Source organism: Cryobacterium sp. GrIS_2_6 (assembly GCF_035984545.1).
In the GTDB taxonomy this organism is placed as follows: Bacteria; Actinomycetota; Actinomycetes; order Actinomycetales; family Microbacteriaceae; genus Cryobacterium.
In genome coordinates this window covers 2,852,704-2,868,363 of record NZ_JAXCHP010000001.1, presented here as the reverse complement: position 1 = coordinate 2,868,363, position 15,660 = coordinate 2,852,704, and the positions used below count along the sequence as shown (strand labels likewise).

The following is a 15,660-nucleotide window of genomic DNA, read 5'->3' as shown; positions in this document are numbered from 1 at the left end:
CGGTCTCAGATCCAGTCGTTGCGCTTGAAGAGCAGGTAGAGCAGGGCGGACAGGCCGACGATGAGCGCGATGGAGCTGTAGAAGCCGCCGACTTCGCTGAAGCCCGGGTACGGAACATTCTGGCCGTAGAAACCGGTGATCGCCGTGGGCACCGCAATGATTGCCGCGTAGCCGGTGACCTTTTTCGTGATCACGTTGAGCCGGTTGCCCTGGATCGCGAGGTTCGCCTCGAGCACGCTCGTGGCCAGGTCCCTGAGGCTCTCCGTCCACTCCATCGCGCGCAGCACGTGGTCATAGACGTCCTGGAAGTACGGCGCCATGTCGTTTGGCAGCAGGTGCACGTCGCGGCGTAACAGGGTGTTGACGACCTCACGCATCGGCAGGATCACCCGGCGCATCAGCACGAGGCTCTTCCGGAGATCAAAGGAGCGGCGCTGCACAGCCTCCTGGTCGCTCCTCGGTTCGAAGAGCTGGCTCTCGAGCTCCTCGACCTGTTCGTCAAGGGCCTCGACGGCCTCGAAGTAGCCGTCGACGAGGAAGTCGAGGAGTCCGTGCAGGAGGAACGCGACACCGTTCGAGGCGAGGTCGGGGGAGGAGTCCCAGCGGGCGACGACGGCGTCGACGTCGAAGTCAGGGTCCTTGTGCACGGTGACGAAGGCCCGCTCGGTGATGAAAGCGGCGATCTCCGAGGTCTCCACCGAGGCCGTCTCCGGCGAGAACGTGATCGAATACGCCGACAGGAACAGGTGGTCGGAGTACCGGTCGAGTTTGGGACGCTGGTGCAGCTTCAAGGCGTCCTCGACGGCGAGGGCATGCAGGCCGAGTTCCTCCGCGAGCAGGTCCAGGTCCGCTTCTTCAGGCGAGCACAGGTCCACCCAGACCACACAGCCCTCGTCGGCGAGGTGTTCGGAGACGTCGGCGAGCGGGAAGCCCTCGTCGACGAGGTCCCCGTTCCGGTAGCAGCGGGTTTTCGGTGTGCGCACACCTCAGTCAAGCAGCATCCGCGGAGCAGCGGGGTCAACGCTCCTGCCGAGTCTCATCGCCGTCGCGCCGAGGCTCGTCGATGCTGTGTGACGCTGCGCTACGTTTCGTGACCGGGCGTGACCGGCCGGAATGTCGCTCAGGTCATTCGGTGAATAACGTCGTCTCGAGACCACCCCAGGTCTCGAGACCACCCCGGGTGCCGCAGCGTACGCCGTCCACCGAATGGAAGTGAAGCCCATGTCCACCAAGACCCACACCACTGCTCGTCGCACGGGGATGCGCCTCGCCCTCGGCGCGGCATCCGTCGCCCTGCTCGCCACCACCCTGAGCGGATGCGCCGCCTCGGCCGATGCCACCTCCGGTGCCACCGCAGCCGGTCCGGCCGCAGAGCTCCGGCTCGGCTACTTCGACAACGTCACCCAAGCCCCTGCCCTCGTCGGAATCGAGAACGGCCTGCTGCAGGATTCCCTCGGCAGCACCAAGCTCAGCACCCAGATCTTCAACGCCGGCCCCGCGACGATCGAGGCGCTCAGCGCCGGCGCGATCGACGCGGCATACATCGGCCCGAGCCCGGCCGTGAACAGCTACATCAAGAGCAAAGGCGAGTCGGTCGAGATCGTCGCAGGCGCGACAAGCGGCGGAGCAGCCCTCGTCGTGCGCGAGGGGATCAATTCCGCCGCCGACCTCAAGGGCAAGACCCTCGCCTCCCCGCAGCTCGGCAACACTCAGGACGTCGCACTGCGAGCCTGGTTGAGCAGCAAAGGCTTCACAACGGACACCTCCGGCGGCGGCGACGTGAAGATTACGCCGACCGAGAACGCACAGACCCTCACCCTGTTCCAGAGCGGCGCCATCGACGGCGCCTGGCTACCGGAGCCCTGGGTCTCCCGCCTCGTCGTCGACGCCGGCGCCAAAGTGCTCGTCGACGAGTCCTCGCTGTGGCCGGACGGCGCCTTCCCGACGACCGTACTCCTGGTGCGGAAGGGATTCCTGGCCGAGCACCCGGAGACGGTCCGGGCCCTCGTGGCCGGCAACGCGGCATCCGTCGACTGGCTCACGAAGAACCCGACGGATGCGGCAACCGTGATCAACAAGAAGCTCACGGCCGACAGCGGGAAGGCTCTCTCCGATGCCGTGATCACGCGAGCCTTGACCAAGGTGACGTTCTCGACGGACCCGCTCGCGTCGACGTTCGCGGTGAGCCTCGAGAACGGCGTGTCGGCCGGCACCACCAAGACCGGCGACCTGAACGGCCTGTTCGACCTGACCGCGCTCAACAAGGTGCGCACGGCGGCCGGTGAGAAGCCGGTCTCGGCCGCGGGCCTCGGTACCGAATAGCCCCGCTTCCCGCCGCGAGAGTCCACTTTCGGCCCTTATCGCCGGTAACTTAAGGGCCAAACGTGCATTCTCGCGGGAGCGCGGCGGGAGAGCGCGGCGGGATCGCGCGGGCGGCAAGGAGGGCGACGATTGCGCCGAAGAGCACGAGGCTCACCGGTCCCGTGCCGAAGTCGAGGCCGCCCCGCTCGAGCGAGACGGCGGCCCAGTCGGCGAAGGATGCCCCGAGCGGCCGGGTCAGGATGTACGCGAACCAGAATGCGAGCGTTGCGTTCATGCCGAAGCGGCGATACGCCAGTGCGGGGATGGCGATGAGCACAGCGAAGACGATTCCCGACGCGAGGTAGCCGAGGCCGAAGGTCATCGCGGTCAGGTCGCCGGCAGCGGTGCCGAGGGCGAAGGTGGTGAGGACCGTCGCCCAGTAGAAGAACTCGCGGCGGCGGGTCACGATGCTGTGGATGGAGAGCGACTTCTCGGTCGTCCGCCACGCAAGGAAGATCGCAGCGAGCGCGAGGACGAAGGCGACCGTGGACACGAGGTAGGGGATTCCGAGGCCTACGTGCACGGCATCGGCTGCCATCGTGCCGAAGATGCTCACCATGACGACGGCGAGCCAGTAGACCCACGCGACGTAACGGCGAACGGCGAACTGCAGGAGCAGGGCGGCGAACAGGCCGAGGCCCGCGAGGCCGACGGCGACGGGCGGGTCGATCTGGTGCACGAGGTAGTCGGCCGTCGTCTCGCCCATCCCGGTCGTGAGCACCTTGGTGACCCAGAACGCGGCGGTCACCTCGGGGACCTTGCTGAGTATCGGGCGGCCGCTGAACCGCGGGACACGCAACCGTTGGCCACGCGGAGCCGTCTCCTCGGCCGTGCCCAGAGGCGTCGCAGGCTCCGCAACCCGTGCCCGGTCAGTTATCGGAAGGGGATTCTGATCGATCTCTGCCACGTGTGCTCCGCTCGTCCGCTCCCCAACTTACGGAGAGGCGGGCCAGGAACAATGACGGATCGGGTGCGCGGTCAGGTTGCGGTCAGGCGCGCTCGGCCTGGTCCTGCCGGGGCGCCCGGGCGCAGAACTCCCGCACCTCGAGGGTGATCGCGCCCGTCGCAGCCTCGCGCTGCCGGCCGGGGAGAAACGTGCGCTCAGCCCGCCTGCTGTGTGCGCCGAGGGCGTTGACCGGGGAGCGGTGACGCGGGCAGACCCCGGTTACAGGGGGCGGCATCCGCGGCGACCGCGGTGAGCGAGAACGGGAGGAGAGGAGCTGGCCGAAGAAACGGACGACCCGAGGGAGGGTCCGCTCGACGCGTACTCCCGGGTCGTGACCGAGGTCGCCGCGACCGTGACCCGCCAGGTCGCGGCGATCGAGATGTCGGTCGCCACGCCGCGCGGACGGGTGCGCCGCGGCGCCGGTTCGGCCCTGCTCTACTCCGCACAGGGCTACCTGCTCACGAACGCTCACGTCGTGCTCGGGGCGGATGCCGGCCTCGCCCTCTTCTCCGACAGCACGAGCAGCGCCATCGAGATCGTCGGCTCCGACCCGCTTTCCGACCTCGCCGTGGTCCGTTCCCGTGCGCTGACCCCGCCGGAGCCCGCCCGGCTCGGCAACGCCGACACTCTCCGCGTCGGCTGCCCGGGTCATCGAAGACGTCATCCAGACGGATGCAGCCGTCAAACCCCGGCAACTCCAGTGGGGCGCTCGCCGACTCGCGCGGCACCGTCGTGGGCATCAACACGGCCGCCGCAGAGGTCGGACTCGGCCCCGCCGTGCCGATCAACCCCACGTCCCGGCGCATCATCGAGACGCTTCAGCGGGAAGGCAGGGTGCGCCGGGCATACCTCGGCCTGGTCAGTACGCCGATGCCGCTTCCGGTCACCGTGCTCCGGGGCACCGCGATGGTCGACGTGATCGCCGAGACGGAGGAGCTCGCAGCCCTGCGCTGAACCCGCCCTGCGCCAGGCGTTCGGGTGGGAAGGAGACTGCGCGATTCCGTGCTACTTTCACGACTGATGTCCGTTTCCGCAACAGAGGCCTCCGGCCAGCCCCGTCCGGCTCGCACCCGCTCCCGCGTCGAGGTGGCCGACATCGCCGTGCGCCTGTTCCGCACCAACGGCTACGAGGCCACGACCGCGACCGACGTCGCCAGGGCCGCCGGCGTCTCGCGCAGCACCTTCTTCCGGCAGTTCCGATCCAAGGAAGATGTGATCTTCGCCGACCATGACGAACTCGCCGTGCAGATCGCCGCCTACTTCGCCGCGCAACACGACGACCCCTGGCTTGCGGTCCGTGACGCCGCGACGATGGTCTTCGAGCGATTCCGCGAACGGCTCGACAACGTCCGCGTCCGCGATCTCATCGTGCGCGACACCCCGGCCCTCCGCGACCGCGAGACGATCATGGCCATCCGTTACGAGCGGATGTTCGCCGCCTACCTCCGCTCCGCCCGTCCCGACGTGCCGCAGCTCACCGCCATCCGCTACGCCGCAGCGATCACAGCAACGCACAACTACGAACTCCGCCGCCTGATCCGCGGCCCTGTCCCGTCCTCGTCCGAAACGGGGGCCGCGTCGAACGCCGCGTCGAACGCCGAGCCGGTCTCAGTGAGCGACGCCGACATGGATGCCGCGCGGGACGCCGAGCATGCCGCGCATCTCGCAGAGGAACTCGCCGCGGAGCTCCGCGAAGTGGGGCGCCTCTTCCACCCCGACGCGGCACCTGACCAGGCCGGGCAGCACGCGGACGGGCACCAGCGGGCGGGGGAGGCCTCAGCCGAGCTCGTCGTAGCGGTGTTCTCCGAAACGATTTCCCCGGACGAGCTCTCCCGAGAGGTCGCACGCGCCCTCGGTGGACGCCGCGCCGCGAGCACGCCGGGGCGCGCAACTTGACACTCAGTGTCATTTGACCCGACACTGAGTGTCACACCAGCCGAACCCAATGAAGGGGAACCGTGCCCGACTACGACGTATCCGTGCCGCTCGACACCGACTACTACGAACTCTTCCGGGACGTGCCCGCCGCCGACCGCGTCTTCTGGGACCGGGCCCGCGCCTTCGCGATCGAGACGCTCGACGAGGTCACCGAGGCCTGGGACAAGGCCGAGTATCCGCTGCACCTCGTCCGCAGGCTCGGCGAACTCGACCTGCTCACCGACGGCGTCGTCGGCCCCGGCCTTACCCCGATGTCCCCGCTCGCCGCCGGCCTCGTCAACATGGAGATCTCCCGTGGCGACGGCTCGATGGGCACCGTGGTGGCCGTGCAGGGCGGGCTCGCGCTCCGCAGCATCGCCCTCTACGGGAGCGAAGCCCAGAAGGCCGAGTGGCTCATCCCCCTCGCCCGCGCCGAGAAGCTCGGCGCCTTCGCCCTCACCGAACCCGACCACGGCTCCGACTCCGTCGCGCTCGAGACGACCGCGACCCGCGAGGGCGACGAGTGGGTGATCACCGGCGAGAAGAAGTGGATCGGCAACGGCTCCGTCGGCGACGTGACCGTGGTCTGGGCCCGCGACGACGACGGCAACGTGCGCGGGTTCCTCGTGCCGCAGGACACCCCCGGCTACCAGGCCCAGACGATCACCGGGAAGGGCTCCCTTCGCGGCATCCACCAGGCTCGCATCGTGCTCGACAACGTGCGCGTGCCCCTCGACGCCCTCCTGCCGGGCACCCGCACCTTCAAGGACACCGCGACCGTGCTGTTCGCCACCCGCCTCGGTGTGGCCTGGTCGGCGCTCGGCCACGCGACCGCGGTTTTCGAGGCCGCCCTCAGCTACTCGAACCAGCGCATCCAGTTCGGCAAGCCGCTCGCCGGCTTCCAGCTCGTGCAGGAACGACTCACGCGGATGCTGTCCCAGCTGACCGCGATGCAGCTCTACTGCCTGCGCCTCGCCGAACTCGACGCGGCCGGAACCATGCGTCCGATCCAGGCGTCCCTCGCCAAGTACCACAACACTCGCGCCGCCCGCGAGATCGCGGCGACGGCGCGCGACGTGCTCGGCGGCAACGGCATCCTGCTCGAGAACCACGTGATCCGGCACCTCGCCGATATCGAGTCGCTGCACACCTACGAGGGCACCGAGAGCGTGCAGTCCCTCCTGATCGGCCGCGACCTGACCGGCGTGAGCGCCTTCCGCTGACCCGCCTCCCTCCCCACCGCCCGCCCGCCCCCTCCAGCCCCGCTCCCGCCACACCAGGCATCCGCTCACCCTGCGAGGCGTGGCGCTCCTGGCCGATACACTCCCATTCATGGTCCTGTCCCTCATCGGCGCCGGTCTGCTCCTGCTCGGCACCGTCGCCGCGGTCACCGGCCTGCTCCCGCTCCCCGAACTGCTCGTTCTCGTGGACCGGGTGGCGCCGATCCTCGTGTTCGTCGTGGCCATGACCGTCGTCACCGAGCTCTGCAGCGAAGCGGGGGTGTTCCGCTGGATCGCCCGCCGGCTGCGGCACTGGGGTGGCGGCAGGGCCTGGTTGCTCTGGTTGTGGGTGGCCGGCATCGCGATCGTCACGACGGTGTTCCTCTCCTTCGACACCACCGCCGTGCTCCTGACGCCGGTCGTCGTCGTCGTCGCGCGGCAGGCGGGCCTGCCGCCGCTGCCGTTCGCGCTCACGACGGTGTGGCTCGCCAACACCGGCAGCCTGCTGCTCCCGATCAGCAACCTGACCAACCTGCTCGCCCAGAACCGCCTCGGCGGCATCTCACCGATCGCCTTCGCCGGGTTGACCGCGGCCCCGGCGCTCGTCGCCGTGGTCGTGCCGATGGCAATGGTTGCGATCGTCTTCCGGAAAGACCTCGGCAAACGGTATTCGAGCGTCCCCGTGCAGCGGATGCGCGTCGCGGGAACGTCGGGAGCGGTGGCATCCGTCGACCGGGTGCTGCTCGGGACGAGCGCGCTCGTGCTCGCTGCCCTGCTGCCCGCCCTCGTCGTCGGCGTGCCGGTATGGCTGCCGTCGAGCATCGCCGCACTCGTGCTGGCCGTCGTGTTCTTCGTCAGGCGCCAGAGCGTTCTCCGGATGACCCTGATTCCCTGGTCGCTCCTGCTGTTCAGCGGCGGGCTGTTCCTCGCGATGGAGGCCCTGCAGAACCTCGGGCTGCCCGTGCTGCTCACCGCGCTTGCCGGGGCGGGGAACGCGCCGAGGGACCTGTTCCGCCTGGCCGGCACGAGTCTGGTCGGCTCGAACCTGACCAATAACCTGCCCGCCTACCTCGCGCTCGAACCGGTCGCCGACTCGACCCCGCGGCTGCTCGCCGTCCTGATCGGCGCGAACGTCGGCCCGCTGGTCACCCCGTGGGCGTCGCTCGCGACGTTGCTCTGGCACAGCAGGCTCGAGAAGATGAACGTGCTGATCCCCTGGCGCGGGTATGCGCTCTTCGGCCTCGTGCTCGCCCCGGTGACGGTCGGGTTGAGCGTGCTCACGATGATCCTGGTCACCGCGTGACGCCTGGGCAGCCGCACCGGACGGTGCGAGAATACAGAAACCTGTCCGTGCCCCCAGCGCGTGCCTCCAGTGAAGGAATGACCGCATGATCACCCTCGAAGGGATCGACGACATCGTCGTCAACGGCGGTGTCGTCGTGACGAGCGACGGTGCGAAGCTCGGCTCGGTCGAACAGGTCTTCCTGAGCGAGGACTCCGGCGAGCCGGCCTTCGTCACGGTGCGCACCGGCCTGTTCGGCATGCTCGAATCGTTTGTTCCGCTGGCCGGCGCGACCATCGACGGCCCGCGCGTGGTCGTGGCCTTCGACCGCGACCGCATCCGCAACGGCCCCCGCATCGAGAGCGACCGTGGATCGATCACCGCCGACGAGGAGAACGAACTCTACGGCTACTACGGCACCTCCGGGCCCGAGTCGGGTGGTTCGCCCGAGTCGCCCGAGTCGCCCGAGTCGCCCGAGTCGCCCGAGACGCCCGAGTCGGCCGAGTCGGCCGAGTCGAGCGTTTCCGTCGAACCGACCGAAATAGCAGCGGATGCCACGGGCACCCCGGCGCGGCAGGTGCAGTCTCCGGGTGCGCCGCCCACCCCGGACCATCCGCATCCCCACCCGCCTGACGGTCCGCATCCGCCCCCTCCGCATGCTCCGAACGGGCCGCATGACGGTCCGCCCCCGCCCCCGCCCCCGCCTCACTTGCGCAAGCACGAGGTCGACGGTCGCCCGCATCCGCACGACGGCCCGCCACCGCCCCCGCATTCGCACCCGCACCCGCACCCGCACGATTCCGGCCCGGTGACACGCCCGTAACACAGTGACGTTTATGTGACGATTCATCAGTTTTACTGGGCATCCGTCGGCCCCGGCCCTAATCTGGTCAGCAGCAGAACACCGTGCATGGAGTGTCGATCCGTCGACACCCCACGCGAGAGTGACGACCGGCTCGATGCCCGCAGTGGGTGTAGCTCACCACCGTCCGAAGCAGTTGAACCACCAGGCACCGTTGCCGGCGCACGACGCAGGCCGGCGGTGTCGTGCACCACGAAACAGTGCTGGGAACCAGAAATGCACCGCCATGACCGATGATGAACTCCTGCTCGAGACGGATTACACGAGTTACGCCAACTCCTGCCGCGACCCGCACATCACGTCGACCCAGGACCTCGTCGAGTGCCGCCGCCAGAACGGCCACGACGACACCCACGCCACCCGCTCGGGCCTCCGCGCCATCCGCTGGCACCCCGAGGCCGAAAACCTGCCGCTCCCGGGCTGAGCCTCTGGGCTGAACAGGCGAACGGAGTTCGCCGATAGCGGATGCCCGGCTCGGCATCCGCACACGGCGCCGGCCATCCGAGCATACGACTCGCGCCTGCGACCACAGGCGCACGCGATAACCACCGAGAGTCGCCGTTTCCGTCGAGTGACCCTGGTATGGCGGCAACCGTCGGCGCGAACGGCGACTCTCGCGAGGTCGGGTGCGCTCAGGGGTGCGTTCCGCACGTCGGTGCGTGGTCGCCGAGGGCACAGCTGAGGAAGAATCACGCCTAAACGAGGGGTAAGCACTCCCGCCCGTTAGGCTGGTCTGTGGCGCGGTCCAGTTATTCCGGAGCGCACCAAAGAACGAAGAGCTGAGCTCGACGGAAAAAAGGCTGACCATGAAACACGAAGTATCCGTACCTCCTCGCATCCAGGCAACGATTCGTAGCAACGGAACCGGCGAGCTGATCATCGACGGGGTTGGCCAGCAGGTGACGGCCGGCGACGAGGCTGGTGTTCGTGAAGAGATCATCAACCGCGTGACGGATGCCGCCCGTGTACTCGGTCGCCCGGTGCGGCTGACCGCCGACGACGAGCAGGGCCAATGGCCCCTTGTCGTCCACCCGGACGGCGAAGTGGAGGCCGCGGGCGACTTCATCCCGGCCGCCGCACGCACCGAAGCCGAAGCTCCCGCAGCGTCGCAGGGCAAGGCCGCCAAGCGCACCATGGCGCACTCCGGAGACCGCAGCGCAGCGGCATTCATGGCCGAACCGATGGAACCGATCGACGCCCTCGAGGAATTGGCAGAGCTCGCGGCCCTCGGTGACCCCCTCGATGCCGCGGCGCGGACCTCCGTCGACAAGGCGGACGCCGAGTCAGTGTTGGAGCGTGAGGCGGAAGCCGAAGCAGAAGCCGAAGCAGAAGCGGAAGCCGAAGCGGATGCCCTCGCAGGCACGGACGGCGCGGGTGAGCCCGCATCCGGGCACGACGCCTCGCAGGCCGCCGAGTCCCTGCCCGCCGGACCCCGCCGCACGCCAGTACCGCCGCCCGGACTCTTCGAGGACATCATCTTCGAACACCGCGATCTCGACGCCGACGATGACGATGAGGAGATCGCGGCCGGCCCGTTGGCAGCCTTCCGGTCCACGCCGATCTCCGCGTCCTCCGCTCTGCTCGTGCCTGCACAGCACCCGACCCTTGTCGCAGCGGAAGACGGTCCGAACCTCGCCGATTTCATGAGCTCCCGCCCCGCGATCGTGGCCGGCCCGGCCCTCCTCGGCTGGCAGGGCACCGTGCGCAGGGTCACCGGCGGACTCGTGAACCCCTCGCCCGGCCGGAGCGAACTCGCCCGCCGTGCCGCGATCGCGGCCGTGCAGCGCAGCCTGAGCGGTCCTCGCACGATCGTGGTGCTCAACCCCAAGGGTGGCGCGCACAAGACCACCGCGACCCTGTTGATCGCCGCGACCTTCGGCATCCACCGTGGCGGGTACACCCTCGCCTGGGACAACAACGAGACGATGGGCACCCTCGGCGTGCGGGCGCAGGGCGCCCAGCACACGAACACGGCCGTTGACCTGCTGCGCGACCTCGAGGACTTCGCCTACTCGACGTCGGCCAGGGTCGGCGACCTCGACAAGTACGTGCGCAACCAGGGCGACGCACGCTTCGACGCGCTCGCCTCCGACCTGGACCCCGCCGGAGCCGCGAGCATCGACGACGTCGCGTTCGGCAAGCTCCACGCCGCGCTCAGCCGCTTCTACCGGATCCTGATCATCGACACCGGCAACAACATGCGCGCCTCCAACTGGGAGGCGGCCGTCGAGACCGCCGACCAGCTCGTGGTCGTGTCGACGATTCGCGAGGACACCGCGTACGGCGCGGCGTCCCTCCTCGACGGGCTGCGGCTCAAGGGGCACGGCGACAAGGTCGCCCAGGCCGTGACCGTACTCGCGTCCCCGGCGAAGACCGCCGACCGCGCCCTGTCCGCCCGGCTGCACGACCACTTCAGCCAGCTCACCCGCACCGTCGTCGACGTGCCGTACGATCCGGCGCTCGTCGCCGGCGGGCCGCTCAACATCGACGCCCTCGCCCCGCGCACCCGTGAGGCCTGGCTCTACGCGACCGCGGCGATCGCCGAAGGGCTGTAGGCCGCGTCCGGAGCGGGGGACGTGAACCTTCCCGTTCGCCTCGATACGCCATAATGCACGGCGGGCGCGCCAATCGGGGCCGCCCGCCGACAAGAAGGTCCACCCGTGCGCAGCTACCCCGCCCTTATCTCCCTCGGAGTCTCCGCCGGTCTCGTCGCGGTCTGCGTTGTGCTCGCGCTCGCCGGATGCAGCCCGGCAGCGACCCGGTCGCCCGCCGCCCCAGCCGGCTGCGCCCAGCCGGGGGCCGCCTCCGACGCCGTGGTCGCGCCGGGGGCCATCGGCAGTGCGCCAGAGGTCACCTTCACCACGCCGCTGACCGCCGCGGACACCGAGCGCACCGTCATGACCGTCGGTACCGGCGTCCCGGTGCAGACCGGCGACTACGTGGAACTCGGCGTCGCGTTCTACAACGGCAGGACCGGGGCTAAGATCGACGCCCGCGGATTCGGGCCAGGCACCTCGGGACTCGACACCGGAGCCCCCGTCGGCGTGAACCTCGACGCACCGAACGGCACACTGCCCGCTATCGTCAAGGGCGTCACCTGCTCGACGGTGGGTTCCCGGGTGGCCGTCGTCGCGAGTCCGGTGGACGCCTGGGGAGCGAAGGAGAACATCGACCTCGACCTCCACGCGGATGACAACGTCGTCATCGTCGTCGACGTGCTGACGGCGGCGGCGACCGCGCCCGTCGCGACCGGTGTCCCCGCGACAGGAGCTCCCGACACCAACGTCGGTTAGCGACTGCCGCCGGGCGTCCGCTTCCGGGTGCCCGCTTCCGCGTGCCGCCGTCGGGCCTCCGCCGGCTGGCCGACTCAGGTTCCTCATAGATGCATGGTCCATACTGGCCGAGGCCCATCATCGAAGAGACCATTCTCGAAAAAGAAAGATCAGCGTGCGCAAACTTCCTGCCCTCCTCGCCGTCGCAACCGTCGCGGTGCTCGCCCTCACCGGGTGCAGCGGATCCCCGTCGTCGACGCCGACGGCATCCGCCGCCGCACTGACGTGCACCGACCCCGGCACGAGCTCCGACGCCGTCACCGTCGCCGGTGACGCCGGTGTCGAGCCCACCGTTACCTTCACGGCGCCGCTCGCGGCGACCGCGACCCAGCGCACCGTGATCACCAAGGGCGACGGCGAAGCCGTCAACACCGGTGACGCCGTCGAGATCGCCTACACCGCGTACAACGCAACCTCGGGCGCCAAGCTCAACGCCGGCGGTTACGGCGCCGCAGCCGGCCTGACTGTCACCGTCGCCGAGACCGGCTCCGTCATCCCCGGCATCCTCAAGGGCATCGCGTGCTCCAACATCGGCTCGCGCGTCGCCGTCGTCGTCCCGCCGGCCGACGCGTTCGGTACCACGGGCAACACGGACCTCAAGGTGTCCGCGACCGACAACATCATCTTCGTGATCGACGTCAAGGGCAAGGTTCCCACCCGCGCGAGCGGCACGGACCAGGCCCCGCAGGACGGTTTCCCCACCGTCGTGCTCGCCGACGACGGCGCCCCGACGATCACCGTCCCGAAGAACGACGCGCCGACCGAGCTCAAGACCGAGGTCCTCAAGAAGGGCGACGGCGCGACCGTCGCCGACGGTGCGACCGTGACCGTGCAGTACGCGGGCGTCGTCTGGGCCACCGGAACCGTCTTCGATCAGAGCTGGGGCAAGGGCGGCCCGGCCACCTTCGCGACGGCCAACGTCGTCCCCGGCTTCGCCCAGGGCCTGATCGGCCAGACTGTCGGCTCGCAGGTCGTCATCGTCATCCCGCCGGCGCTCGGCTACGGCAGCACCGGCAACACGACCGCGGGCATCTCGGCAACGGACACCCTCGTGTTCGTCGTCGACATCCTCGCGACCGCGTGATCGCGTAGCAACGTAACCGCATAACCAGACACCCGCACCAGGCGGCGGCCTTCGGGCCGCCGCCGGAAGGCCCAGTTCCACCATGCAGCGCACGATGTTCAAGTCCAAGATCCACCGCGCCACCGTGACGCAGTCCGACCTGCACTACGTCGGTTCGCTGACGGTCGACGAGGACCTGATGGAGGCAGGCGACCTGCTCGCCGGTGAGCGCGTCAGCATCGTCGACGTGAACAACGGCAGCCGCTTCGAGACCTACCTCATCGCCGGCAAACGCGGCAGCGGGGTCATCGGCCTGAACGGCGCCGCGGCCCGCCTCGGCATGCAGGGCGACCTCATCATCATCATCTCCTACGCGCAGATGAGCGACGAAGAGTCCCGCAGCTACGTGCCCGTCGTCGTGCACGTCGACGCGGACAACCGCATTGTCGCGGTCGACTCGGACCCCTCAGGTGTACATGTCGCTGGACTCAGCCGCCCGCCGCTCACGGCCTGACGTCGAGCGTTCCTCGAATCGGCCGGTCTTCTCGGTCAGCCGGATCCGGTAGATCACCGGGGCCTGACCGGATGCCGCCACCCGGCCCGCCGAGGGCGGCACCGGCTCCGACGCGGTCGTCCTGATCCCGTGGAACGTGCCGTCGGGACCGGAGACCGGCTGCGCCGTCGTCGAGGTCACGTACGGTGCGAGCCGGGCGAGGAGCTTGCGCAGGCCGTCGTCGGCATCCGCGTCATGGAGCTCCTCGAACTCGCCCCAGGCGACGACCGTGCGCCAGTTCGCGAGGTCGTCGAGCTGCTCGACCTCGAAGCAGACGTCGGGGTTGGCCCGCATCATGTCGACCTTGGTGCCGGCGGCACTGTGGGCGTACACGGTGCCATCATCATAGGCGTACGTGATCGGCACGATATAGGTGCGGCCGTCGCTGTGGCAGCCGATCCGGCCGACCACACTGGTCTGCAGGACTGCGTCGATTTCACGATTGTTCAATTCCCCGAGCATGTCCCCAGCATGGACCCGCCTGGCGAGGTGCACCAGCCCGGACCGCGCCGCACGGCGTGTCCTCTCCGGGTCTGCGGCATCGATGCGACGCGCTGGCGAGGGCGGTACCGCGACGCGCCGGGCGCATGCCATCATCGTGGGATGGAACGTAACGCATCCGCTCGCCTCGCTCTCGACGTGCGCGCGCCCGCCCGTTTGATCCTCTCGATCGGCGTCGCCGACGACCCGGCCGTCTCGGTCGTTGAGACCTTCACTGCGGTGCAGGACGGCGCGCCGCTCGAGTCTCGGATCGTGTTCGACCAGCACGGCACCCGGCTGCACGTCGTCGAGGCGGAGGCCGGTTCGGTCGATATCGACTACTCCGTGACCGCGACCGGGCAGACGAGCGACGCCGGCTACTCGGAGATCGACCTCGTGCGTTACCTGCGCCCGAGCCGGTACTGCGAATCCGACCGGCTCTGGGGCACGGCCGCTGCCGAATTCGCCGGGCTCTCCGGCACCGTGCTCATGAACGCGGTGGCCGACTGGGTGGGCGGGAAGCTGCGCTACGAACCGGGGTCGAGCCTGCCGACCGACGGCGCCGTGCGCACCCTGATCGACCGGCAGGGCGTTTGCCGGGACTTCGCCCACCTCGTCGTCGCGCTGCTGCGCGCGCGGGACGTGCCGGCCCGGGTCGTCTCGGTCTACGCGCCCGGGCTCTCGCCGATGGACTTCCACGCGGTCGCCGAGGTCTTCGTCGACGACGCCTGGCACGTCGTGGACGCCACCGGACTCGCCCCACGGCAGACGCTCCTGCGCATCGCGACCGGCCGTGACGCCGCGGACACCGCCTTCCTGACCACGGTCGGCGGCGCGGTATTCCTCCGCGACCTGACCGTGACCGCGACCGTGGACACCCTGCCGCGCGACGACCGGTACTCCCTGGTGCGCCTGCACTGAGCGGATGCCCCCACACGCATCCGCGGCCGCGCCGGTTTTCGCAGGCCGCGCCCAGATGTATCCGCCGCCGCGCCGGTTCCGGCAGCCCGCGCCCAGATGTATCCGCCGCCGCGCCGGTTCCGGCAGCCCGCGCCCGCCGTTTCTGTAGCGGGCTGCGGATTCGGTAGCGGCGGCGGGGCGCGGGGACCTCAATCGGCGCGCCGCATCACTTGTCGGCGCCCTGGTCGCGGGTGAGATCGGCGACGCGGTCGACGACCCACGAAGCAACGGTCGCCGTGACGGCCCCGATGAGGGCGATCCCGCCGAGCATGATGGCGACCGTGACCAGCCGGCCTTCGATCGTCACGGGGGTGAAGTCGCCGTAGCCGACCGTCGCGATCGTGACGAAGGTCCACCAGAGCGCGTTGCCGAACGAGGCGATGTTCGCGCCGGGAGCGCGCCGCTCGGCGTCGAGCACTGAAAGGGAGGCCAGGAACACGAGAAGGACGGTCGCGGGCGTGACGTAGATGCCGACGCGGGACCGCATCGCTGTCCCCGGCGAGCGAGGGAAGGCGGAGAGGCCGGTCACGAGGCGGAGCAGGCGCAACGAACGCAGCACCGGCAGCACGAGCACGAGCAGGTCCCGAACCGATGCCCGAACAATGGCGGAACCAATTCGACGGAGTATTTGGATTTCTGAGACGTGGGCGGTATTCATCAACCGGTTCAGAACCGAAAATCTCC

17 protein-coding genes and 1 pseudogene are annotated in these 15,660 nt (G+C 69.4%); 13 read left to right on the top strand and 5 right to left on the bottom strand.

The features are described from left to right. Nucleotides 1-5: 5 nt before the first annotated feature. A complete protein-coding gene (locus RCH22_RS14050) occupies nucleotides 6-983 on the bottom strand; it encodes a magnesium transporter CorA family protein (RefSeq protein ID WP_322140604.1) in 978 nt (325 codons plus the stop codon). A 238-nt stretch (nucleotides 984-1,221) separates the two neighbouring features. On the opposite strand from RCH22_RS14050, the gene RCH22_RS14045 reads away from it, so the two are divergent. Then, nucleotides 1,222-2,322: an ABC transporter substrate-binding protein gene (locus RCH22_RS14045; RefSeq protein ID WP_322136602.1), complete on the top strand. Its 1,101-nt coding sequence runs from the start codon at nucleotides 1,222-1,224 to the stop codon at nucleotides 2,320-2,322. Nucleotides 2,323-2,371: 49 nt separating this feature from the next. Here RCH22_RS14045 and RCH22_RS14040 read toward each other — a convergent pair whose 3' ends face one another. Together RCH22_RS14040 and RCH22_RS14035 are read right to left on the bottom strand one after the other, a co-directional pair. Next, nucleotides 2,372-3,268: a hypothetical protein gene (locus RCH22_RS14040; RefSeq protein WP_323510572.1), complete on the bottom strand. Its 897-nt coding sequence runs from the start codon at nucleotides 3,266-3,268 to the stop codon at nucleotides 2,372-2,374. Nucleotides 3,269-3,350: 82 nt separating this feature from the next. After that, complete coding sequence (locus RCH22_RS14035) at nucleotides 3,351-3,542, bottom strand: hypothetical protein (protein ID WP_322136600.1); 192 nt, start codon at nucleotides 3,540-3,542, stop codon at nucleotides 3,351-3,353. A 144-nt stretch (nucleotides 3,543-3,686) separates the two neighbouring features. Between RCH22_RS14035 and RCH22_RS14030 the strand changes: the two are divergent. From RCH22_RS14030 to panD, 11 genes and pseudogenes are all read left to right on the top strand, one after another. Next, nucleotides 3,687-3,929: pseudogene (locus RCH22_RS14030) on the top strand (trypsin-like peptidase domain-containing protein); the annotation flags it as partial. A gap of 50 nt (nucleotides 3,930-3,979) precedes the next feature. Beyond that, nucleotides 3,980-4,261, top strand: coding sequence for a hypothetical protein (locus RCH22_RS14025; protein ID WP_322137420.1), 282 nt, complete (start codon nucleotides 3,980-3,982; stop codon nucleotides 4,259-4,261). Nucleotides 4,262-4,327: 66 nt separating this feature from the next. Then, entirely contained in the window at nucleotides 4,328-5,203 is an 876-nt protein-coding gene (locus tag RCH22_RS14020; RefSeq protein WP_322140605.1) for a helix-turn-helix domain-containing protein, read from the top strand. A 62-nt stretch (nucleotides 5,204-5,265) separates the two neighbouring features. Further along, entirely contained in the window at nucleotides 5,266-6,447 is a 1,182-nt protein-coding gene (locus tag RCH22_RS14015; protein ID WP_322136598.1) for an acyl-CoA dehydrogenase family protein, read from the top strand. Nucleotides 6,448-6,556: 109 nt separating this feature from the next. After that, nucleotides 6,557-7,747: an SLC13 family permease gene (locus tag RCH22_RS14010; protein WP_322136597.1), complete on the top strand. Its 1,191-nt coding sequence runs from the start codon at nucleotides 6,557-6,559 to the stop codon at nucleotides 7,745-7,747. A gap of 85 nt (nucleotides 7,748-7,832) precedes the next feature. Then, on the top strand, nucleotides 7,833-8,549 hold the full coding sequence (locus RCH22_RS14005; RefSeq protein ID WP_322136596.1) for a PRC-barrel domain-containing protein: 717 nt from the start codon (nucleotides 7,833-7,835) through the stop codon (nucleotides 8,547-8,549). Nucleotides 8,550-8,814: 265 nt separating this feature from the next. Continuing rightward, nucleotides 8,815-9,012 carry a hypothetical protein gene (locus RCH22_RS14000; protein WP_322136595.1) on the top strand — a complete coding sequence of 66 codons (198 nt, stop codon included), beginning with the start codon at nucleotides 8,815-8,817 and terminating at the stop codon, nucleotides 9,010-9,012. A gap of 382 nt (nucleotides 9,013-9,394) precedes the next feature. Continuing rightward, a complete protein-coding gene (locus tag RCH22_RS13995; RefSeq protein WP_322136594.1) occupies nucleotides 9,395-11,143 on the top strand; it encodes a chromosome partitioning protein in 1,749 nt (582 codons plus the stop codon). 105 nt (nucleotides 11,144-11,248) lie between these two features. Further along, nucleotides 11,249-11,881: a hypothetical protein gene (locus tag RCH22_RS13990; protein ID WP_322136593.1), complete on the top strand. Its 633-nt coding sequence runs from the start codon at nucleotides 11,249-11,251 to the stop codon at nucleotides 11,879-11,881. A gap of 154 nt (nucleotides 11,882-12,035) precedes the next feature. Beyond that, a complete protein-coding gene (locus RCH22_RS13985; protein WP_322140606.1) occupies nucleotides 12,036-13,004 on the top strand; it encodes an FKBP-type peptidyl-prolyl cis-trans isomerase in 969 nt (322 codons plus the stop codon). Nucleotides 13,005-13,086: 82 nt separating this feature from the next. After that, nucleotides 13,087-13,497, top strand: coding sequence for an aspartate 1-decarboxylase (gene panD, locus RCH22_RS13980; RefSeq protein ID WP_322136592.1), 411 nt, complete (start codon nucleotides 13,087-13,089; stop codon nucleotides 13,495-13,497). Here panD and RCH22_RS13975 read toward each other — a convergent pair. Next, nucleotides 13,450-13,986 (bottom strand): pyridoxamine 5'-phosphate oxidase family protein, encoded by a 537-nt coding sequence (locus RCH22_RS13975; RefSeq protein ID WP_322140607.1) that lies wholly within the window; start codon nucleotides 13,984-13,986, stop codon nucleotides 13,450-13,452. The genes panD and RCH22_RS13975 overlap by 48 nt on opposite strands. A gap of 153 nt (nucleotides 13,987-14,139) precedes the next feature. On the opposite strand from RCH22_RS13975, the gene RCH22_RS13970 reads away from it, so the two are divergent. After that, nucleotides 14,140-14,937 carry a transglutaminase family protein gene (locus RCH22_RS13970; protein WP_322136590.1) on the top strand — a complete coding sequence of 266 codons (798 nt, stop codon included), beginning with the start codon at nucleotides 14,140-14,142 and terminating at the stop codon, nucleotides 14,935-14,937. 205 nt (nucleotides 14,938-15,142) lie between these two features. On the opposite strand, the gene RCH22_RS13965 is transcribed toward RCH22_RS13970, so the two are convergent. Continuing rightward, on the bottom strand, nucleotides 15,143-15,634 hold the full coding sequence (locus RCH22_RS13965; RefSeq protein ID WP_322136589.1) for a potassium channel family protein: 492 nt from the start codon (nucleotides 15,632-15,634) through the stop codon (nucleotides 15,143-15,145). Nucleotides 15,635-15,660: the final 26 nt, after the last annotated feature.